23 protein-coding genes and 1 pseudogene are annotated in these 19,055 nt (G+C 59.9%); 10 read left to right on the plus strand and 14 right to left on the minus strand.

The features are described 5' to 3' along the window. Window positions 1-155: 155 nt before the first annotated feature. A complete protein-coding gene (locus tag F475_RS13990; RefSeq protein ID WP_111454155.1) occupies window positions 156-893 on the minus strand; it encodes a thioesterase II family protein in 738 nt (245 codons plus the stop codon). 193 nt (window positions 894-1,086) lie between these two features. Between F475_RS13990 and F475_RS13995 the strand changes: the two genes are divergently transcribed. Beyond that, entirely contained in the window at window positions 1,087-2,910 is a 1,824-nt protein-coding gene (locus tag F475_RS13995) for a glycoside hydrolase family 15 protein (RefSeq protein WP_111454156.1), read from the plus strand. A 99-nt stretch (window positions 2,911-3,009) separates the two neighbouring features. Here F475_RS13995 and F475_RS14000 read toward each other — a convergent pair whose 3' ends face one another. Then, complete coding sequence (locus F475_RS14000) at window positions 3,010-3,384, minus strand: DUF6124 family protein (RefSeq protein WP_086945112.1); 375 nt, start codon at window positions 3,382-3,384, stop codon at window positions 3,010-3,012. A 687-nt stretch (window positions 3,385-4,071) separates the two neighbouring features. Here F475_RS14000 and F475_RS14005 point away from each other — a divergent pair. Further along, a complete protein-coding gene (locus F475_RS14005; protein WP_111454157.1) occupies window positions 4,072-4,458 on the plus strand; it encodes a hypothetical protein in 387 nt (128 codons plus the stop codon). 57 nt (window positions 4,459-4,515) lie between these two features. Next, the gene (locus tag F475_RS14010) at window positions 4,516-5,406 is read left to right on the plus strand and encodes an alpha/beta fold hydrolase (RefSeq protein ID WP_111454158.1); all 891 of its coding nucleotides are present in this window, start codon (window positions 4,516-4,518) and stop codon (window positions 5,404-5,406) included. Here F475_RS14010 and F475_RS14015 read toward each other — a convergent pair. Further along, window positions 5,375-6,367 (minus strand): GlxA family transcriptional regulator, encoded by a 993-nt coding sequence (locus F475_RS14015; protein ID WP_111454159.1) that lies wholly within the window; start codon window positions 6,365-6,367, stop codon window positions 5,375-5,377. The two genes, F475_RS14010 and F475_RS14015, sit on opposite strands and share 32 nt — an antisense overlap. A 90-nt stretch (window positions 6,368-6,457) precedes the next feature. Between F475_RS14015 and inhA the strand changes: the two genes are divergently transcribed. After that, window positions 6,458-7,144, plus strand: coding sequence for an isonitrile hydratase (gene inhA, locus F475_RS14020; protein WP_111454160.1), 687 nt, complete (start codon window positions 6,458-6,460; stop codon window positions 7,142-7,144). A 37-nt stretch (window positions 7,145-7,181) separates the two neighbouring features. On the opposite strand, the gene F475_RS14025 is transcribed toward inhA, so the two are convergent. Together F475_RS14025 and F475_RS14030 are read right to left on the minus strand one after the other, a co-directional pair. Continuing rightward, complete coding sequence (locus F475_RS14025) at window positions 7,182-7,511, minus strand: antibiotic biosynthesis monooxygenase (RefSeq protein ID WP_111454161.1); 330 nt, start codon at window positions 7,509-7,511, stop codon at window positions 7,182-7,184. A gap of 26 nt (window positions 7,512-7,537) precedes the next feature. Next, a complete protein-coding gene (locus tag F475_RS14030) occupies window positions 7,538-8,167 on the minus strand; it encodes a LysE family translocator (protein WP_018925330.1) in 630 nt (209 codons plus the stop codon). Between the two features lie 89 nt (window positions 8,168-8,256). Between F475_RS14030 and F475_RS14035 the strand changes: the two genes are divergently transcribed. Continuing rightward, a complete protein-coding gene (locus F475_RS14035) occupies window positions 8,257-9,582 on the plus strand; it encodes a PLP-dependent aminotransferase family protein (protein WP_111454162.1) in 1,326 nt (441 codons plus the stop codon). A 573-nt stretch (window positions 9,583-10,155) separates the two neighbouring features. On the opposite strand, the gene F475_RS14040 is transcribed toward F475_RS14035, so the two are convergent. Further along, window positions 10,156-10,644, minus strand: coding sequence for an SRPBCC family protein (locus tag F475_RS14040; RefSeq protein ID WP_018925328.1), 489 nt, complete (start codon window positions 10,642-10,644; stop codon window positions 10,156-10,158). Between the two features lie 198 nt (window positions 10,645-10,842). Here F475_RS14040 and F475_RS14045 point away from each other — a divergent pair, with 198 nt between their 5' ends. From F475_RS14045 to F475_RS14055, 3 genes are all read left to right on the plus strand, one after another. After that, window positions 10,843-11,763: an ADP-ribosylglycohydrolase family protein gene (locus F475_RS14045; RefSeq protein WP_111454163.1), complete on the plus strand. Its 921-nt coding sequence runs from the start codon at window positions 10,843-10,845 to the stop codon at window positions 11,761-11,763. Window positions 11,764-11,822: 59 nt separating this feature from the next. Next, a complete protein-coding gene (locus F475_RS14050; RefSeq protein WP_018925326.1) occupies window positions 11,823-12,224 on the plus strand; it encodes a lysozyme inhibitor LprI family protein in 402 nt (133 codons plus the stop codon). Between the two features lie 249 nt (window positions 12,225-12,473). Beyond that, the gene (locus tag F475_RS14055) at window positions 12,474-12,830 is read left to right on the plus strand and encodes a hypothetical protein (RefSeq protein WP_018925325.1); all 357 of its coding nucleotides are present in this window, start codon (window positions 12,474-12,476) and stop codon (window positions 12,828-12,830) included. A gap of 48 nt (window positions 12,831-12,878) precedes the next feature. Here F475_RS14055 and F475_RS14060 read toward each other — a convergent pair whose 3' ends face one another. The 5 genes and pseudogenes from F475_RS14060 to F475_RS14080 all read right to left on the minus strand — a co-directional run bounded on the left by F475_RS14060 (window position 12,879) and on the right by F475_RS14080 (window position 16,363). Further along, window positions 12,879-13,133, minus strand: a complete 255-nt coding sequence (locus tag F475_RS14060) for a DUF1652 domain-containing protein (protein WP_018925324.1) — start codon at window positions 13,131-13,133, stop codon at window positions 12,879-12,881. Window positions 13,134-13,503: 370 nt separating this feature from the next. Then, window positions 13,504-13,728 (minus strand): annotated as a pseudogene (locus tag F475_RS14065) (sigma-54-dependent Fis family transcriptional regulator); the annotation flags it as partial. Between the two features lie 11 nt (window positions 13,729-13,739). Continuing rightward, window positions 13,740-14,477: an S-methyl-5'-thioinosine phosphorylase gene (locus tag F475_RS14070; RefSeq protein WP_111454165.1), complete on the minus strand. Its 738-nt coding sequence runs from the start codon at window positions 14,475-14,477 to the stop codon at window positions 13,740-13,742. A gap of 12 nt (window positions 14,478-14,489) precedes the next feature. Beyond that, complete coding sequence (gene nagZ, locus F475_RS14075) at window positions 14,490-15,500, minus strand: beta-N-acetylhexosaminidase (protein ID WP_019579917.1); 1,011 nt, start codon at window positions 15,498-15,500, stop codon at window positions 14,490-14,492. A 155-nt stretch (window positions 15,501-15,655) separates the two neighbouring features. Beyond that, window positions 15,656-16,363: a TetR/AcrR family transcriptional regulator gene (locus F475_RS14080; protein WP_018925321.1), complete on the minus strand. Its 708-nt coding sequence runs from the start codon at window positions 16,361-16,363 to the stop codon at window positions 15,656-15,658. 230 nt (window positions 16,364-16,593) lie between these two features. Between F475_RS14080 and lexA the strand changes: the two genes are divergently transcribed. After that, window positions 16,594-17,202, plus strand: a complete 609-nt coding sequence (gene lexA, locus F475_RS14085; protein WP_026286346.1) for a transcriptional repressor LexA — start codon at window positions 16,594-16,596, stop codon at window positions 17,200-17,202. Window positions 17,203-17,212: 10 nt separating this feature from the next. Beyond that, window positions 17,213-17,686 carry an SOS-induced cell division inhibitor SulA gene (sulA, locus tag F475_RS14090; RefSeq protein WP_018925320.1) on the plus strand — a complete coding sequence of 158 codons (474 nt, stop codon included), beginning with the start codon at window positions 17,213-17,215 and terminating at the stop codon, window positions 17,684-17,686. A 94-nt stretch (window positions 17,687-17,780) separates the two neighbouring features. On the opposite strand, the gene F475_RS14095 is transcribed toward sulA, so the two are convergent. The 3 genes from F475_RS14095 to F475_RS14105 all read right to left on the minus strand — a co-directional run. After that, window positions 17,781-18,014, minus strand: coding sequence for a hypothetical protein (locus F475_RS14095; RefSeq protein WP_007933173.1), 234 nt, complete (start codon window positions 18,012-18,014; stop codon window positions 17,781-17,783). 141 nt (window positions 18,015-18,155) lie between these two features. Further along, window positions 18,156-18,680: a DUF6586 family protein gene (locus tag F475_RS14100; RefSeq protein ID WP_105339558.1), complete on the minus strand. Its 525-nt coding sequence runs from the start codon at window positions 18,678-18,680 to the stop codon at window positions 18,156-18,158. Between the two features lie 116 nt (window positions 18,681-18,796). Beyond that, window positions 18,797-19,055: integrase core domain-containing protein (locus F475_RS14105; RefSeq protein WP_146602935.1), on the minus strand; the 259-nt coding region annotated here is incomplete at its 5' end.

The following is a 19,055-nucleotide window of genomic DNA, read 5'->3' on the forward strand; positions in this document are numbered from 1 at the left end:
TGGCGAGGGAGCTTGCTCCCGCTCGGCTGCGCAGCAGTCGTAAACCGGCGAATGCGGTATTCCTGACACAGCGAGGTCGCAGGTTTTAGGGTTGCTTCGCAACCCAGCGGGAGCAAGCTCCCTCGCCACAGAGATCACCAAACTGAAGCATCGTGTTAACCGACAGCCGCCAAGGCATGCCGCCGATGGTGAACCTCCAGCTGATCCTTGATCACCCGCAGCACCTTGGCTTCGTGCTCATGAATGAAGAAGTGCCCACCGGCCAACATGTCCACCGAAAAGCTGCCGAGGGTTTCCCTGCTCCAGCCGATCAACTGTTCGGTGGTGGCCTTGTCGGCCTTGCCACCCAGCACATGCACCGGGCACTTGAGCAACGGCCGCTGCACCGGCTGAAAACGCCCACACAATAGAAAATCCGCACGCAGAATCGGCAGTGTCAGGCTCATCAGCTCTTCATTGGCCAGCACCTCTTCGCTGGTGCCATTGAGCGTTCGTAGCTGCTCGATCAACTGCGCATCGGTTTTCGGCTCGGCAAAGCCGCGATCGTAATCGGCCCGCATTGTTGGCGCCGCCGTCCCCGAGGCAAACAGCGCCACCGGTTCCGGGCAGCCCAGCGCACGAAAGGCGTGGGCCAGTTCACACGCGAGCAAGGCGCCCAGGCTATGGCCAAACAGTGCATAGGGCGCCTTGAGCGTCGAACGCAACTCCCTGGCCAATTGCATCGCCAGCGCGCGCATGTCGGTGTGCAGCGGTTCGCCGAACCGTACGCCCCGCCCCGGCAGCTCTACCGGTTGCAACTGCAGCCACTGCGGCAACTTGCGTCGCCAACGGCTGTAGACCATGGCACTGGCGCCAGAATACGGCAGGCACAGCAGGGTCAGCTTGGTCACCACGTTTACCTCGAAAAGTCGTCTGTAGGGGAAGACGACCCGCAAGCGGCGCAAATTAGTCGGCGCCGATAAATCCCGCCTGGGAGAAAGCGTCGAATTATTGGTTGAGTGTGAAGGCCGGTTCGGCGCCAAATGAACTCTCTGTGGCTTAAACCAGTCAGCTGGTTAGACCTTCAGTCCCCGGAGTTCCACGGCAATGGCTGATCCTTCCGAACGACAAAGCGCGATCGACGCCCACGGCATCATTGGCGACATGCGCAGCGCGGCGCTGGTCAACGACAAGGGCAGCGTGGACTTTTTCTGCTGGCCGGAATTCGACAGCCCGTCGATCTTCTGCTCGCTGCTGGACAGCCCCGAAGCCGGCATCTTCCAACTGGCTCCGGACTTGCCCGACGCCCGCCGCGAGCAGATTTACCTGCCCGACACCAACGTCTTGCAAACCCGCTGGCTCAGCGATCATGCGGTGGTCGAAGTCACCGACCTGCTGCCCATCGGCGACAGCGAGGATGATTTGCCGATGTTGATGCGCCGGGTGCGCGTGGTCAGCGGTCAAGCGACGATTCAGATGTTGTGCAACCTGCGTCATGACTATGCGCGGGCTCACACCAAGGCGCGGGCGCGCGGCCGCAGTGTGTATTTCGAGGCCACCGGTCAGCCGCCCATGCAGCTGTGTGCGGATCAGCCCTTGCGCGTCGAGGGCAACGCAGCGATTGCCGAATTCACCCTCGAACAGGGCCAGAGCGCCGAGTTTTTGCTCGGCGGCGTTGACGATCCGCGCTTCAAGGAAGGCGCCGCCGATCTGTGCCTGGAGCGCACCCTGAAGTTTTGGCGCAACTGGATCGGCCAGTCCAATTACCGCGGGCGCTGGCGGGAAATGGTCAATCGCTCGGCCCTGGCGCTGAAGCTGCTGACCTCGCGCAAACACGGCGCCATCCTCGCCGCCGCCACCTTCGGCCTGCCGGAAACACCTGGCGGCACACGCAACTGGGACTACCGCTACACCTGGATCCGCGACGCCTCGTTCACCGTCTACGCCTTCATGCGCCTGGGCTTCGTCGAGGAAGCCAACGCCTACATGCGCTGGCTGCGCGGCAGGGTCAGTGATTGCCGGGGTAAACCGATGAAACTCAATATTCTCTACGCCATCGATGGCCGCCAGGAACTGCCGGAAACCGAACTTTCGCACCTGTCCGGCCATGGCGGCGCGACGCCGGTGCGCATCGGCAATCAGGCCTACGAACAAATCCAGCTCGACATCTTCGGCGAGCTGATGGACGCGGTGTACCTGGTCAACAAGTACGGTGAGGCGATCTCCCATGAGGGCTGGAAACACACCGTGGAAGTGGTCGATCAGGTCTGCGAAACCTGGCAGCAAAAGGACGTTGGCATCTGGGAAATGCGCGGCGAGCAGCATCATTTCCTGCACTCGCGACTGATGTGCTGGGTGGCGCTGGATCGGGCCATCCGGCTGGCCTCCAAACGCTCGCTGCCCGCCCCTTTTGCCCGTTGGGACCAGACCCGTCAAGCGATCTACGCCGACATCTGGAGCAACTTCTGGAACGAAGAACGCGGGCATTTCGTCCAGCACATCGGCGGCACCGGCCTCGACGGCTCGATGCTGCTGATGCCGCTGGTGCGCTTCGTCAGCGCCAAGGATCCGCGCTGGATCGCGACCCTCGAAGCCATCGAAAAACACCTGGTGCGCGCGGGCATGGTCTACCGCTACCGCAACGACGACAGCCAGATCGACGGCCTGCCCGGCACCGAAGGCGCCTTCGCCGCCTGCTCGTTCTGGTACGTCGAATGCCTGGCCCGCGCCGGCCAGATAGAAAAGGCGCACCTGGAGTTCGAACAATTGATGCGGTACGCCAACCCGCTGGGGCTGTACGCCGAAGAGCTAGACAGCCACGCGCGGCACTTGGGCAACACACCACAAGCACTGACGCACCTGGCGCTGATCAGCGCGGCGAGCTTTCTGGATCGGAAGTTGAGTGGGGAGAAGAACTTCTGGCAGCCTTGAGACTGAGGTGACTGCTTCGCGGGCAAGCCTCGCTCCTACACGGAACCGGGTTCAATTCGAGTCCAATGTGGGAGCGAGCTTGCTCGCGATGACGAGGGATCAGCTGTGTGGCGCAGGCTTCGGTACGTCGACGTTATCCAGCACCCGATTCACTGCCAGCTCGGCCAGCATGATGACTTGCTGAATCGCCAGGAGCGTATGCCGCTGTGGGGCGTCGACATAAGCGGCAATGTCGCTGGTCATGACGCTGGCTGAGGCCAGTGATTCGCAGACATGGGCCAGCAGACTTTCGTTATCCATATCCGGCGCAACCAGAAACATCCTGCTTGGCTTACGACCTTCGGTTTTTTTCGGGGTGGGTTTGAGGTAGTGGTCGAGCGCGCGTTCGGCAGCGTCGTGGAGTTTTTTCGAATCGAGGGATTCATAGGGCGAAACGTCGTCGGTTTCTGGGGGATTCGGTGTGGCTTTGAACATGGTGACACTCCAAATGAGAAGTTGAGCTGCCACTGATCGCTGCGACGCGATGGAGGGAGGCAGCTGTACGCGGGGTCGCAGACCGAGTCATTTGGAAACCCGGCATACCCGAAGGTATCCCGCGCACAGCCACCATAAGACCAAACGACACACTCCGAAGGAGCGTTGGTTGGGCGGCGGCGATTATGCACCAAATGAACTGAACGGACTGCGACGCCCGGTCGCTGAATTTGCAACGACCCCCAAAGCCTATCGGCTCCCTTTCCTAACCAACAACCGCCAAAACTCGTCGGAAATATCCACTTTTACGACACTTTTTGTAGGATCAAGACCTACCCGCGGTGAACTTAAACACACTCTGCCTGGCAGGGCTGACCTCCTGTGGCGAGGGAGCTTGCTCCCGTTGGGGCGCGCAGCGGCCCTGAAATCTGCAACCACATTCCTCCAGAAGCACCGTATTTACTGGCTCAGCGACTGCTGCGCAGCCGAACGGGGGCAGGCACCCTCGCCACAGGATCGTGTAGGTCGAACACCTACATTTACTAAACAAAACTGCCCAATCAACACTTGGTCACTGATTCCTACATCCGGAAATACCTTGTTGCCAGCACCTACATCCATCCCTACCATCCACGCTCAACGGGCACAGCGGAGCTGTCCAACAAAACCCGAATTCAAGGAACCAGAATGACCCAGCGCATCCATCGCAGCATCAACGTCCCACTCCGATCAGGCCTGAATCGGACTGAACTGTGGGAAGGCCCCGACAAAGGCTTGATCAAATGCTGGGAAATCGGCCGTCAGCGCGCCGCCCGCTTCCCCGACCTCGCCCACCAATGCCTCACCGGCGAACTCCCGGTGCTGGGTTGGAAAGGTGGCGTCAGCCGCAGCCTGAAGAAACTCGAAAAATACGGATCCCTCAAATACCTCGCCCAATGGCAAGGATTACGCGGGGAAGATCTGAATATTGATCTGAGCGCAGAACGGGCGTTGACCTGTTCCAGGACCAAAATGGTCGTGACATTTACGCCGGATCGGTCGAAGTACTTCAATCAGATGGACGTGGAAGCCTGAGGAAAGAGCCCGGGTCGATCTGAATCAGCCGTTGATAGACAGCCCATGGAGCATCGAATGCAGACCCAACATGTCCTGACGCCAAACCTCGATATTGCCTGCGAAACACACGGCCCCAGCACCGGCGACCCGATCATTCTTCTGCACGGTTTCCCCTACTCCCCACGCGCCTACGACGACATCGCCCCAACCCTCGCCGCAAAGGGCTACCGCGTGATCGTTCCGTACCTGCGCGGCTACGGCCCGACCCGTTTCAACTCCCCCGCCACCCTGCGCTCTGGCCAGCAGGCCGCCCTCGCCCAGGATTTGCTGGACCTGATGGACGCCCTCGCCATCAAACAGGCCGCGCTGTGCGGTTATGACTGGGGCGGTCGGGCGGCGTGCATTGTCGCGGCGCTAAGGCCGGAGCGGGTGCGCTGCCTGGTGACCGGGGACGGTTACAACCTGCAGAACATCCCCCGCTCCACCCAGCCTCTGGATCCGCTGACTGAACATCGTCTCTGGTATCAGTATTACTTCCACACCCCGCGCGGCGTGGAAGGCTTGACCCAAAACCGCCGGGCCCTGTGCGAACTGCTCTGGCGCCTGTGGTCACCGACCTGGGCGCAAAATGCCGAACGATATCCCTTGAGCGCGCCAGCCTTCGATAATCCGGATTTCGTCGACGTAGTAATTCACTCGTACCGGCACCGGTTCATGTATGCGCCCGGCGACCCAGCGCTGGAATGGATGGAAGAAGCGCTGACCCGACAACCGGCAATCAGCGTGCCGACAATTTCCCTGTGCGGTGCCGATGACGGTGTGGGGCCCGCGCCTGAAGTCGATGAAGACGCCGGGCATTTTACCGGCCCTTACGAACGCCGAGTGCTGGCGGGCGTCGGGCATAACATTCCCGAGGAAGCGCCCGAGGCGACGCTCAAGGCAATACTGGATCTGCTGAAGGGCTGACGGAAAACCGCTCGCGATAAGCCTGCGGTGTCACGCCCATGGCCCGCAGAAAACTGCGGCGCAGGGTCTCTTCGCTACCAAACCCGCATTGCATCGCGACCCGTTTGATCGGTACGCCGGTGTCGCTGAGCAGTCGTCGCGCGGTCTCGACCCGAATCAGCTCGATGGCCCGCGCCGGGGTCTGGCCAGTATCGGCGCGGTAGTGACGGACGAAGCTGCGCTCGCTCATCCCGGCCTGCAACGCCAAGGTCGGGATGCCGAGGTCCTTGGTGAGGTTTTCGCTGATCCAGGCGTGAAGCTCGTCGAATCGGTTGCCTTCTTTCTGCAAAGACAGGGTCACGCTGAACTGCGACTGGCCCCCCGGACGCTTGAGAAACACCACCAGTTGCCGGGCGACTTCGAGGGCCATGGTTCGGCCGAGGTCTTGTTCGACCATGGCCAGCGCCAGGTCAATGCCCGCGGTAACCCCGGCCGAGGTCCAGACCGGACCGTCGTTGATGAAGATCGGGTTGGGTTCGACCTGCAGTTTGGGATGCTGCTGCGCCAATTGCTCGCAGCGGGTCCAGTGCGTCACCACCCGTCGACCATCAAGCCAGCCGCTGGCCGCCAGCAAAAACGCCCCGGTACACACCGACGATACCCGCCGGCAATCTCGCGCATGCTCACGCACCCACGCCACCAGCGACGCGTCCTGCGCTGCCGCGTAAACGCCCCAGCCACCGGCAATGATCAAGGTGTCGCTGCCCCGATCCGGCAGCGGTTCTGCCAACAGTGCCAACCCCGCCGACGACATCACCGCCCCGCCACCGCTGGCAATCACTGACGGTGCATAGGGCGGCGGCAGACCTTGCTGGCGGGCAATGTCGTTGGCCGAGGCAAACACCTGCAACGGCCCGGTGACATCGAGCACTTGCACGTTGGCGAAGGCCAGCACATGAATGGTTTTCGGGTGGTTTGGCATGATTGGCGTAATTCGTGGGGTTATTGGCGTATTCGCCAAATCCTACGAGCCTACAGTGAAGCCGTCCACCCCAATCAGGAGAAAAACGCCATGACGTTGCAGATCGGTTTACTGTTGTTTCCACAGGTTCAACAACTGGACCTGACCGGCCCTTATGACGTGCTGGCCTCGCTGCCGGACGTGAAGGTGCACCTGATCTGGAAGGACCTGGCGCCCGTCACCGCAAGTACCGGGCTGGTGTTGAAACCGACCATCACCTTCGACGATTGCCCGCCGCTGGATGTGATCTGCATTCCCGGAGGTGGCGGCGTCGGCCCATTGATGGAGGATAAACAAACCCTGGCCTTCATCAAGACTCAGGCCGCCACGGCGCGGTATGTCACCTCGGTCTGCACCGGTGCCCTGGTGCTTGGCGCGGCAGGGCTGCTCAAGGGCAAGCGCGCCACCACGCACTGGGCGTATCACGAGTTGCTCGGGCTGTTGGGGGCGATCCCGGTGAAGGATCGGGTGGTGCGCGACGGCAATCTGCTGACCGGTGGCGGGATCACCGCGGGAATCGATTTTGCCCTGACCCTGGCCGCTGAATTGTTCGATAAGGACACCGCGCAACTGGTGCAATTGCAGCTGGAATACGCCCCGGCACCGCCGTTTGCTTCGGGCAGCCCCGAGACAGCGCCAGCCGGCGTGCTGGAGGAAGCCCGTAAACGTGCTGCCGGGTCGTTGAAATTACGTACGGAAATCACCGAACGTGCAGCGGCGAAACTCGACCTCCAGTGAAAGAGATGGCCGCGGGGGGCTATCCCCCCGCAGCCAGTCATTCAGGCCGGCCATTCGGCACAAACAGCTCGAACGAGTCATCGCCATAAGCCCGCTCCACTTTAGCGATCACCACTTGATAACCCGCATACCACTTGCGGTACTGGCGCTTGGCCTCCAGGTGCCTGGGGTGGCTGGCGAATTCCCGGATAGAGGTTTCGTCCTGCCAGTAGTAACTGGCGTTGACCAGTTCGCCATCGGCCGAGCACCAGGACTGGGTACCGACGAACCCTTCGATGCTGATCGCGACTTCGTCGATCAACGTGCTCAACAGGTTGAACTCCTCGTCTCGTTGCCCGGGTTTGTAGATAAACGATGCGATGTACATGCAGAGGTTCCTTTTCAGTGAATGAGTCAGGCCGGACGTGTCATCAGGGCCAGCCGGACGGCGAGCAACAGCAATACCGCGGCCAGCCCCAATGACTGCCATGTGGCGAATGTCGACGTGCTGGAAATACGCCGGCTGACCGTGCTGCCGAAAACCCCGAGCAGGGTGTGAAACACGCCACTGACCAAGGTCAGCACCATGCCCAGCAGCACCAGCTGTACGGCAATCGAGCCTCGTTGCGCGTTAACGAATTGCGGCAGGAACACCATGAAAAACAGCAAGGCCTTGGGGTTCAGCAGGCTGTTGAGCATCGCCCGGATCAGCAGGGTCTTGAGCGGCACCTGCGCAACATCCGACGTGCCGCTGGCCGATGGCTTTTGCAACGCCTTGAACGCCAGCCACAGCAGGTACAGAACGCCGGCATAACGGATCAGGTCGAAGGCCGGTGGCCAACTGGCAACCAGTGCCGTAACCCCCATCGCGGTCAGCGCCGTCAGGATCAGATCGGCCAGGCCAATGCCCAATCCCGACGCCACACCGCCGCGCCAGCCATAACTGGCACCATGGCTGATTACGAAGGCCATGTTCGGTCCGGGTGACAGCAGCAACAGCATCACCGCGCCGACGAAAATCGATAAGGTCGCAGGGTCAATCACAGCGAAGTCTCCGTCCTGGAAAGCCTGTAGATTAGAGCGCCAATCTGATACAAACAAAAAATTGATCCAGATACAAAGAGCGCTCACCCATGACTCGTATTCGCTACAAACGCCTGGTGGATCAGTTCGCCGGGAAGATTCGCAGCGGTGAACTGCCACCCGCCACGCAACTGCCGACCATTCGCGCGTTGATGCAGAGCGAACGGATCGCCCTGGCCACGGCTTTGCGGGTCTATCACGAGTTGGAGGCGATCGGCCTGGTGGTCGGCGAGACCGGCCGTGGCACCTTTGTGCGCGACACGTCCTTGCCTCGCGGACTGGGGTTGGAACAGCAACCACTGGGCATCGGCACGGTGGACCTGACCTTCAATTACCCGTCGGTACCCGGTCAGGACGAGTTATTGCGCGAGGGTTTGCGAGCGATTGCCGCCTCCGGGGATATCGATGCGCTATTGCATTCCGCGCCTCAGGGCGGGCGGCCGCATGAACGGCAGACGGCGGCCCGGCATTTACGCAATCGGGACATTCGGGTGGGGGGCGATCAGGTGCTGATCGTCAACGGCGCCCAGCAAGGTCTTGCCGTGACGCTGATGGCACTGCTCAAGCCGGGAGATATTCTGGCCCTCGACGCCCTCACCTACCCCGGCCTGAAAACCCTGGCCCAGGCCCATCGGCTGGACCTCGAAGCCCTCCCGCAAATCGCCGGGCACACTGACCTCGACGCCCTGGAAGCGCTGTGCAAGCGGCGCCCCGTGCGGGCGCTCTACAGCATGCCGACGATGCACAACCCGCTGGGGACGGTGATGTCCATCGCCGACCGTGAACGCCTGGTGCAATTGGCCGAACGCTACGACTTTCTGATCATCGAAGACGGCGCCTATGCCTTCCTCGCAGAACCGGCACCCAAACCGCTGTTTACCCTGGCCCCGCAGCGCACGCTGTACATCAGCGGCCTGTCGAAAAGCGTTGCCTCGGGCCTGCGCATCGGTTTCATCGTTGCACCGAAAGCGATGATGCCGGCGCTGGAGCAAGCCATCCGCGTGTCGACATGGAGCACCCCGTCGCTGACCGTCGCGCTGGCCTGCCGCTGGATCGATAGCGGCGAAGTCGACAACCTCGAAGAGCAAAAGCGCCTGGACGCCCGGCAGCGACAGGACCTTGCTCGGCAGATCCTGAAAAACTGCGAACTGGTGGCGCATCCCGCTTCCTACTACCTCTGGCTCAGATTGCCCGAAGGCTTGCGGGCCGAAACGGTGGTTGCCGAGCTGGAACGTAAAGGCGTGCAGGTGACCAGCGCCGATCCCTTTGCCACGACCACTCATGTGCCTCCTGCACTGCGGGTGGCCATGGGATCGATCAGCCTCGACGTGTTGAAGCGCGCCCTGGAGACTCTGCGTGAAGTCGTGGACATCTGACGGACTTTTCTGACACCCATAAAAAAACCCGCCTAAGCGGGTTTCTCAAGACCATTACGACATCCTGTCGGTAGCCATCCTGGCGTATGGTCGATCATCCGTGATCCTGAACACGTCCTGTGTTCAGTTGATGGATCCAGATTAAACACATTGGCGAAGCTTCAAAAGACGACATAACAGCGGCTGCGTGTAAGCCATTGACCACTCAGCACCTGAAAGCAGCCCCCGTAGCAGCTGCCGAAGGCTGCGTTCGGCAGCTGCTACTAGTACGGGTACAGGTACGGGAGATCGGTCGCAGTTTCCTGCAGACGAAAAAAAACCCGCCGAAGCGGGTTTTCCCAAGACCATATCGACTCCCTGTCGGCAGCAATCCTTGCTTATGGTCGATCATCCGTGACCCTGAGCACTTCCTGTGCTTCAGTTGATGGGGCTAGATTACGCTTCGGATCCAATCAGCAATAGACGATATAGCTACTACCGCGTGTAAGACATTCGCTATAGCCACCCTTCCGAAAACCCTTGGACGTATCAACCATCATGGGCCGAAGCCGCGAATTTCGCGGCTTGCAGCCATCAACTTCCCTGACGCTCGTGGGCCTTGGTGTTTTCTGCCAGAAACTGTTCGATGTTGTTCATCTGCTCATCCCAGCCACGGCTGTCCATGCGGAAAGCCTTGAGCCTGCGCGACTGGGGAACGTGATCGAAACCGGACTCGACGACCGTCAACAGCGTGCCTTCGTCCATGTCCTGGAGTTCGAATTTCACCAGCGTGGTGGGCTCCTGAGAGTAATCGACTTCCGGCTCCACCGCATACGGGTGCCAGCGAAACGAAAACACCCGCTCCGGCTCGACCCGCTCCACCAGTACATTCCACAACAAGTGCTCATAACCAGGATACGTAATCTGTCCCTGGGTCCACTCGCCGGCGACAAAGCGCTTGCCTTCGAGTGCCACGCCGAACCATTGTCCGAACATTTCGGCATTGGCCAGCATGCGCCAGACCCGCGAGCGCGGCGCCTTGAGCAGGATCTTCCTTTCGATGCGATCTGATGCTGGGTTCATAAGTCACCTCCTGTATTGAACAGTAGGCCCGTAAAGACCAGAAGACCAACCTAAAAGTTGTATCAAACGGCTGATGCAATCAACCGTACCTGAAATATTCGGCCTCGATTTTGGCCATAAGTTCTGGTTTGAAAGGCACAGTCAACGGATTGAAACTGCTAACGTTTGCAACGACGTGCAACCTTACAAGGAAGATTCATGCAGCCTTCACTCACGGAGCGTTATCGCGCAACCCTGTTTGGGCTTGCTTGCGCAGATGCTATCGGCACCAGTGTCGAATTCCAGCCACGCGGCTCGTTCGAGCCCCTGACCGATATGGTTGGCGGCGGCCCGTTCAATCTGAAGCCGGGGCAATGGACCGATGACACATCCATGGCACTTTGCCTGGCTGAAAGTCTGCTGAACAAAAAAGGTTTTGATGCGGCTGACCAGATGGGCCGTTACCTCAACTGGTGGCAATGGGGTTACCAGAGTTCGACCGGCGAATGCTTCGACATTGGCATGACCGTACGTGACGCGCTGGCTCGTTATCAGAAAACCGGTCAGCCATTCGCAGGCTCCTCCGATCCCGACACGGCGGGCAACGGTTCGCTGATGCGGCTGGCGCCGGTAGTCTTGTACTACTTTCCCGACCGCGACCGGATCAGGACGTTTTCCGTAGACAGTTCGCGTACTACCCATGCCGCGCCGGAGGCACTTGAATGCTGTCAGTTGCTTGCCGAACTGCTCCGCAAGGCATTGCTAGGCGCCACCAAGCCGGATTTGCAGCGCCTGCCAGAGACAATACTCCTGGAACCAAAAGTCATGGCCATCGCCCGAGGCGACTACCTCGACAAGTCCAAAGACGATATCCGGGGCAGCGGCTACTGTGTTGCATCACTGGAAGCGGCCTTGTGGTGCTTTCACCACACTGACAGTTTTGCAGCCGCCATCCTCGAAGCCGCGAACCTGGGTGACGACGCCGATACCACTGCCGCCATCGTCGGTCAGTTGGCCGGGGCTCACTATGGTGCGCAGGCCATCCCTGAAGGCTGGCTGGCGAAGTTGCACAGGCGCGCTGACATCCAGGTTTGTGCGGACCAGTTACTCGCGGCTTCAGGCGCCCTTTCTACAAGCTGAAGCCTGCGTCTTCGCTACACTGCAACCTCCTCTTTTCAATTGTCACAGCGAGAATTCCCATGCACCCACGCTTGCTCCTGGCACTGACGCCGCTGCTGTTCACCCCTCTTGCGCATGCCGTCGACTGCGACAACGCCACCGACCAGACAACGATGAATCAGTGCGCGGCGCAGCAGAACAAAGCGGCCGACAAGGAGCTGAATGCGCTTTACCAGCAGATCACCACGCGATTGAAGGACAGCCCTGACGCCAAGAAGCTGTTGGTCGGTGCCCAGCGCTCATGGATTGCGTTTCGCGATGCCGAGTGCAAGTTCTCGGCGTCCGGAGTGGAGGGAGGCAGTGTTTACCCGCTGATCTATAGCAACTGCACCACGGCGCTGACCAAGGCGCGGGTCGAAGCATTCAAGACTTACTTGAAGTGTAAGGAAGGGGATTTGAGTTGCCCGGTGCCTGAGGCTTGATGCTGCGGCGTTCTTGAGGCCGCCGCGTGCCAGCTTAACGATCACTATAAAAATCAATCAGTTACTTGAAATAACTGGCTTATGGGCGCGTCTGAACGAGATCGCCCGCGTCTAATATCGCGATACCTGTTGCAGTGTGAGACAAGCATAGAGGCCCCCGGCTGGAACACTTCATCGCCCGGCGATTGACGATGCTGCAGTGCAGGCGCGAAATGTGGGTTCACCGATTGCCAGTCAGAGGGTAAGAACATGGCAAGCATAACGGTCCTGGCGGGGGACTTTCTGCAGGGTGATGGAGAGTACACAGACGGCGTTTTCACGCTCAGGACGTCGCTTCACCCGTGGCCCGGCATCACCCTCCCGCTCTCATTGTTCAAGAGTGTAGAAGTGGCCAACGAGGATTCGATCAACAACATCAAGGATGTCATCGGCTTCGGCGTGGCGGGGGCCATGTTGCTGGGGCCTATCGGCGCAATTGCCGGCTTCATGTTGGCTGGCAAGGAAACCGAGGTAACCTTTCTGGCCACACTCAAGGATGGAAGAAGGTTGCTTGCGGCTGTAGACAACGACACGTTCGATGAGATTTCCCGAAAAATCCCGTCCTGACATGACAGACGCACGCCGCACCATCGACAGGTGCGGCGTGACATCGGTTCAGCTGTAGAACGTCGGGTGAACGCCTTTGTGAGCCTCGATTTCCAACCGCATATCAGCCACCAGCGATGCAATTGCATGGGGACTGTCCAGTGTCCATACCGGTACGTGAGTGGCCACCAGATCCACTTTGCCGGTCATGCAATCGCAGACCCGAATCGTCAGGAACTGGTCTGCCTCCATGCTACAGGTGCACACGGCGGGCAGAAAACTTTGCTCGATGATGTTTTGGATTTCCAGGGGTGATAGGAACATCGCTACCTCCCTCACGCCAGATGGATGCCGGGCAAATGCTCCGTCATTTCACCCTTTAGCCTGAAAATTCTAATCCTCATTAGCGGGTGTCTCAAGGCTGTGACAGGTTGCTCGTCGTCTCATCGGGCTGTCGCGATTTGCGACACCTCCAAGCGAGTCGCCCGCCCCCTCGCATCACTCAAAACCCCGCCGACACTGGGCGATCAGCCCCTTCCCGGCACTTGGCACAGCCATTGCCAAACATTGAGCAAGCCCCCGTTTTCACGCACAACAAGAGGTCTTGCCATGCCCCTCCCTTATCTGCTTCCCGCCACCTCGGCGTTCATCCAGCGCGCACCGCGCATGCTCATTGGCGGTGACTGGGTCGAGGCCGCCGACGGCCAGACCATGCCCCTGCGCCAAGGGTGATGTCTTGCAGGCCGCTGCCCTTGAGACGGTCGGCGCGACCTTCGACGGCGAGGATGGTGGCGTCGGAATTGGCGAGGATGATCAGCCCTTCCTTGCCTTGGCGATCGGCCAGATAGTCGATGGCCGGCATCGCCGCATCGATCAACAACCGATTGCTCGCCAGCAGCCCGTCGAGACTGGCGCTCGAGAGTGTCGAGCTTAGCCTTTCAATACCCGCGCCAGCGTCGACTTCACTTTGCCCATGCCATCATGCAGTGCCTGTTCAATCTCGGTCATGGTAATGACCGCCGTCGATTTGCCCGCCGCGGGGTTCACCACCAGCGCCAGACAGGCATAGTCCAGTTCCAGTTCACGCGCCAATGCAGCTTCTGGCATACCGGTCATGCCGACGATGTCGCAACCGTCACGTTCCAGCCTCGCGATTTCAGCAACTGTTTCCAGACGTGGCCCTTGAGTGCAGGCGTACACGCCATGGCTGCTATAGCCGACGCCTTCAGCCGCCAACGCCGCGATTAATCGCTGACGCAGGGGTTCGCTGTAGGGATAGCTGAAGTCGATGTGTGTAACGTGTTCCAGGTCATCGGCGAAATAGGTGTGTTCGCGACCGCTGGTGTAGTCGATCAATTGATGCGGCACGCAGAAATGCCCGGTGCCCATCGCGGCATGAATCCCGCCCACGGCGTTGACCGCGAGAATCGCTTCAGCTCCGGCCTGCTTCAAGGCCCACAGATTGGCGCGGTAGTTCACCTGATGCGGCGGGAAGCGGTGCGGGTGGCCGTGACGTGCGAGAAACAGCACTTCCTTGCCGGCGTACTCACCGATCTGCACCTCGGCCGAAGGCGCACCGTAAGGGGTGTCCACCGCCAATGACTGACGAATGCTCAAGCCTTCGAGTTGAGTCAGGCCGGTGCCACCGATAATCGCGTAAACCGTCATAACGAAAAGTCCTTAATCAATCAATTGAGCTTCTTTGAGCGCGCCGACGGCCGTCAGCCAGCGCGGGTCTTGACGGTATTCGGTGCTGGCGTACGCCTGCCCACGCATCCGCGCGATACGCGCCGAAGGCTTGACCTTCAACCGCTGGGCGGCACTCAAAGCCAACTCGGCAGCCGCACGGTCGTTGCACACCAGGCCCATGTCGCAACCGGCGGTCAATGCCGCTTCGATGCGACTGGCGGCATCGCCCACCACGTGCGCACCGGCCATCGACAGGTCGTCACTGAAGATCACGCCATCGAACTGCAGCTCGCCGCGCAGGATGTCCTGCAACCAGCGACGGGAGAAGCCGGCAGGCTGGGAATCGACTTGTGGATAAATAACGTGGGCCGGCATGACGGCGGCCAATTGCTTGCTCAATCGCGCGAATGGCACCAGGTCGTTGGCGCGGATCTCTTCGAGGCTGCGCTCGTCGTTGGGAATCGCAACGTGGGAATCGGCCTCGGCCCAGCCATGACCGGGGAAATGCTTGCCGGTGGCAGCCATCCCGGCGCTGTTCATGCCGCGGATGAATGCACCGGCGAGCAAGGCAGCGCGCTCGGGATCACCTTCGAACGAACGGGTGCCGACAACGGCGCTGCGCTGGTAATCCAGGTCCAGCACCGGGGCGAAGCTCAGGTCGAGACCGACCGCAAGCACTTCGGTCGCCATGATCCAGCCGCACTGTTCGGCCAGGTATTCGGCATTTGGGTTGTCGGCGATGGCGCGCATGGCGGGCAGTCGCACGAAGCCCTGACGCAGCCGCTGAACCCGACCGCCCTCCTGGTCGACCGCCAGCAGCAGATCGGGACGAATGGCGCGGATCGCGGCGCTCAATTCGCGCACCTGACGCGGGTGTTCGATGTTGCGGGCAAAAATGATCAGGCCGCCCACTTCGGGCTGGCGCAACAATTGGCGATCTTCAGACGTCAGCCAGGTACCGGCGACGTCCACCATCAACGAGCCTTGCAGGCCAGCAGTCATGGAAATTCCTTGAATACGATAAACCCGGCTCGCACGAATTCGCCGCCATGGGCTGAGCCCGGCAGGTCGGCGATATCAATGAGGGGGTTCAAAACGAGAGTCGGCATGGGCGCCTAGCTTAGCGGATGTCCGCCACCGCGCCCACCCGTGTGCGGTTAAACCTTGGCGGCTACCGGAGTCGATTTACTGCGCGGACGCAATTGCGCGGCGGCCATGGCGGTGTCGGTGACGCCGGTTTCGGCACGCATGCCCGCAGCCAGGAACGGCACCATTAGACGCATCACTTGCTCGATGGAAGTGTTGACGCCGAAATCGGTCTCGGCAATCGCACGCAGGGCCTTGATCCCCGACATGCTGAATGCCGCGGCACCTAGCATGAAGTGCACGCGCCAGAACAGTTCGATCGGGGGAATGCGTGGCGCAGCTTCGTTGACCAGCAGCATGTAGCGGCGGAAAACCTTGCCGTACATGTCTTCCAGATAACGACGCAAGTGCCCTTGGCTCTGACTGAAAGCCAGCCCCAGCAAACGCATGAAGATGGACAGGTCGTTGCCGCTGCGTGGTTGCACCACCAGGGCTTGCTCGACGAGGATCTCCAGCAATTCTTCGAGGGTCGGTTTGTTCTCGGGTTTGGCCTGACGGCGCTCCAGCTCTTTATCGAGACTGAGGCAGAACGGCCCGAGAAAACGCGAGAAGACCGCTTGAATCAGCGCCTTCTTCGATCCGAAGTGATAGTTCACCGCCGCCAGATTGACACCGGCCTTGCTGGTGATCAGACGCAACGAGGTTTCAGCGAAACCTTTTTCCGCGAACAATTGCTCGGCAGCATCGAGAATGCGTTCAACGGTTTCCGACTGGGCCATGGCTACTCCGCCTGACAAACACTTGTTTGAAACATACGTTTCAGCCCAGGCCTTGTCAAGTCTGGCGGGTTCGTTTTGGGAATGGTCGGTCAGCTATTTAACCATACAACACTGGCGCTTCAATCGGCGAGCTGAATGACCGTCCAGCGGCCGGCAAAAAAAGGGGCATTGCCAAGACCGGTTCACTGTATATAATCCCAGTCACTGTATAAAAAGACAGAGCGATCAATATGCTAAAGCTGACGCCACGCCAAGCAGAGATTCTGGCCTTCATCAAACGCTGCCTCGAAGACAACGGCTACCCACCAACCCGCGCGGAAATCGCTCAGGAACTGGGCTTCAAGTCGCCCAACGCGGCGGAAGAACACCTCAAGGCACTGGCCCGCAAGGGCGCGATCGAGATGACCCCGGGCGCCTCCCGTGGCATTCGCATCCCCGGCTTCGAAGCCAAGGCCGACGATTCTACCCTGCCGATCATCGGCCGAGTGGCAGCAGGCGCTCCGATCCTCGCCCAGCAGCACATCGAAGAATCCTGCAACATCAACCCTTCGTTCTTCCACCCTCGCGCTGACTATCTGTTGCGGGTCCATGGCATGAGCATGAAGGACGTCGGCATTTTCGACGGAGACCTGCTGGCCGTCCATACCACCCGCGAAGCCCGTAACGGTCAGATCGTGGTGGCGCGGATTGGCGACGAAGTGACCGTCAAGCGCTTCAAGCGCGACGGCAGCAAAGTCTGGCTGATTGCCGAAAACCCTGAATTCGCCCCTATCGAAGTCAACCTGAAAGATCAGGAACTGGTGATCGAAGGCTTGAGCGTCGGCGTGATTCGCCGCTAAAGGAGGCTTTATGCAGTTCCCACACACTTCACAGCAAGCCCAACTGCCGTTGTTCGAGGCATTCATGGCGCAGCCGCTGGCGCCGATCCTGAAAGAAGTGGTCGAGTCGCCCTGGAGCGCCGAGCCCGAAGTCTTCAGCGAGCTGTCATTGCGTGGCGCGGCCGGGAACTGCCTGAACCTTCTGGCACCAATCCTCAGGGAGCTGAGCCAGGATCAGGACGCTCGCTGGCTGACTCTGATCGCCCCGCCCGCCAGCCTGACCCAGGCCTGGCTGCGAGACGCCGGCCTGAACCGTGAACGCATTCTGCTGCTGCAACCACGCGGCACACAGAGCGCTCAGCAGCTGACCTGTGAAGCTTTACGACTTGGCCGCAGCCATACGGTCGTCAGCTGGCTAAACCCGTTGAGCACATCGTCGCGGCAACAGCTGATCAGCGCCGCCCGTACCGGGGATGCGCAAAGTCTGAATATTCGGTTGGGTTAACTGACAAAACAGTGTTTGCACTGAACAGCGCGGGGCTTCTCCAAGGATAGAGAAGCCGGTCTGTAGAGGTATCCGCAAAATCCGACGGGCGGGATCAATGAAGAACCCGTGGCCCCTCTTCCTTATCAAATTCGCCTTCAACCAGGCGTCCTGCCATCTGAACACCGACGCTCAACATCGCCTTGGCGACTTCCACGTGCTGGCCTTGCAGGAAAGCCTTGGCATCCTCGGAGAAATCCAAAGTAACCAGAGAACCCTCGTCCTCGGCCCTACGCAGCTCGATTCGGCCGTCTGGTAACTCGACAATTTCTAGAAAGGACGTTGGCATAAAGGACTGTTCTCCACGAAAGGCAGGGATTATATAGGCATCGGCCAAGCTTCGCTCAGGATCTTGACCAGATGCCATCACGAAGAGAAATTTCTGACATCACGCTTCCTTGAGCGGACCATTCACCGAGCACTCAATCTTTCAGCACTCGTTCAGCCCGTCGCGAAACCGGATCGCCAAGCTTTTCAGATTCTGGCGCCAGCTCTCCAGTTCTTCCCGGCTCAGCTCTTCAGGCGCCTCTTCTTCGTCCAGGTTGACGGCCAGAATAAGCGGCTGCGTCACATCACCCTTGGGCTTGTGTGGAGCACGAGGCGGTTGAAACAGTGCGGCATAAGCCGACAGCAGCTTGGCCAGCCAGGTTTCAGGGTTTTGCGCCAACTCGACCATCTCGGCCATTTCCGGAATAGCGATGGTTTCGAGTACTTCGCGGGTCAGCAGCATCTCTGCCCGCGGCGCATTGGCCTGAGGCAAGCGATAGAAACCGGCGATTTCATGGCACAGCCCCAACAGCGCCCCGTACAGGTGAAACAACGCCGATTCGCGACCGGCCTGAATCAGCGCCAGGGAGTTCATCGCCCGCCCCTCTTCGGCCTTGGCGAGCGCTTCCAGCGACAAGCCGGCGAAATAAATTTTCTGGTTGGTACGGGTATAGAGTTCGTGGGCCATGACGGCAGCCTCCACAACGAAATAATTGCTTCACGCAGGTCTGACAGTGTCATGGATCACCCAAGCTCACCGCAAGCCCTGTCTAGTCCTGAAATAGGTTTACACCTGTTTCACCCTCAAAACGCCCGATGCACCGCATCGGGCGTTTTGCATTTCAACGATAGGTGCGGACGTTTGCTGTTGTAGATGCTTATCGACTCGTCGACCATTCGAATCGCCTCGGCCAGATCTCTAGGTCGGTGAAGCAGAAACTCTGTCTTCAAGATCCCGTTCACACGCTCTGCCAAAGCGTTCTGATAACAGTCATACCCGTCGGTCATCGAGCACCTGATTCCATGTTTGGCGTGCAACTTCTGGTAGAGATCAGAGCAGTAT

The organism is Pseudomonas sp. URMO17WK12:I6 (assembly GCF_003253625.1).
Lineage (GTDB): Bacteria > Pseudomonadota > Gammaproteobacteria > Pseudomonadales > Pseudomonadaceae > Aquipseudomonas.

Excerpts from the sequence above, each read along its gene's own strand:
- F475_RS13995 (WP_111454156.1), top strand. The coding sequence starts at position 1,087 with ATGGCTGATCCTTCCGAACGACAAAGCGCGATCGACGCCCACGGCATC.
- F475_RS14000 (WP_086945112.1), bottom strand. The coding sequence starts at position 3,384 with ATGTTCAAAGCCACACCGAATCCCCCAGAAACCGACGACGTTTCGCCC.
- F475_RS14005 (WP_111454157.1), top strand. The coding sequence starts at position 4,072 with ATGACCCAGCGCATCCATCGCAGCATCAACGTCCCACTCCGATCAGGC.
- F475_RS14010 (WP_111454158.1), top strand. The coding sequence starts at position 4,516 with ATGCAGACCCAACATGTCCTGACGCCAAACCTCGATATTGCCTGCGAA.
- F475_RS14015 (WP_111454159.1), bottom strand. The coding sequence starts at position 6,367 with ATGCCAAACCACCCGAAAACCATTCATGTGCTGGCCTTCGCCAACGTG.
- inhA (WP_111454160.1), top strand. The coding sequence starts at position 6,458 with ATGACGTTGCAGATCGGTTTACTGTTGTTTCCACAGGTTCAACAACTG.
- F475_RS14025 (WP_111454161.1), bottom strand. The coding sequence starts at position 7,511 with ATGTACATCGCATCGTTTATCTACAAACCCGGGCAACGAGACGAGGAG.
- F475_RS14035 (WP_111454162.1), top strand. The coding sequence starts at position 8,257 with ATGACTCGTATTCGCTACAAACGCCTGGTGGATCAGTTCGCCGGGAAG.
- F475_RS14040 (WP_018925328.1), bottom strand. The coding sequence starts at position 10,644 with ATGAACCCAGCATCAGATCGCATCGAAAGGAAGATCCTGCTCAAGGCG.
- F475_RS14045 (WP_111454163.1), top strand. The coding sequence starts at position 10,843 with ATGCAGCCTTCACTCACGGAGCGTTATCGCGCAACCCTGTTTGGGCTT.
- F475_RS14050 (WP_018925326.1), top strand. The coding sequence starts at position 11,823 with ATGCACCCACGCTTGCTCCTGGCACTGACGCCGCTGCTGTTCACCCCT.
- F475_RS14055 (WP_018925325.1), top strand. The coding sequence starts at position 12,474 with ATGGCAAGCATAACGGTCCTGGCGGGGGACTTTCTGCAGGGTGATGGA.
- F475_RS14060 (WP_018925324.1), bottom strand. The coding sequence starts at position 13,133 with ATGTTCCTATCACCCCTGGAAATCCAAAACATCATCGAGCAAAGTTTT.
- F475_RS14070 (WP_111454165.1), bottom strand. The coding sequence starts at position 14,477 with ATGACGGTTTACGCGATTATCGGTGGCACCGGCCTGACTCAACTCGAA.
- nagZ (WP_019579917.1), bottom strand. The coding sequence starts at position 15,500 with ATGACTGCTGGCCTGCAAGGCTCGTTGATGGTGGACGTCGCCGGTACC.
- F475_RS14080 (WP_018925321.1), bottom strand. The coding sequence starts at position 16,363 with ATGGCCCAGTCGGAAACCGTTGAACGCATTCTCGATGCTGCCGAGCAA.
- lexA (WP_026286346.1), top strand. The coding sequence starts at position 16,594 with ATGCTAAAGCTGACGCCACGCCAAGCAGAGATTCTGGCCTTCATCAAA.
- sulA (WP_018925320.1), top strand. The coding sequence starts at position 17,213 with ATGCAGTTCCCACACACTTCACAGCAAGCCCAACTGCCGTTGTTCGAG.
- F475_RS14095 (WP_007933173.1), bottom strand. The coding sequence starts at position 18,014 with ATGCCAACGTCCTTTCTAGAAATTGTCGAGTTACCAGACGGCCGAATC.
- F475_RS14100 (WP_105339558.1), bottom strand. The coding sequence starts at position 18,680 with ATGGCCCACGAACTCTATACCCGTACCAACCAGAAAATTTATTTCGCC.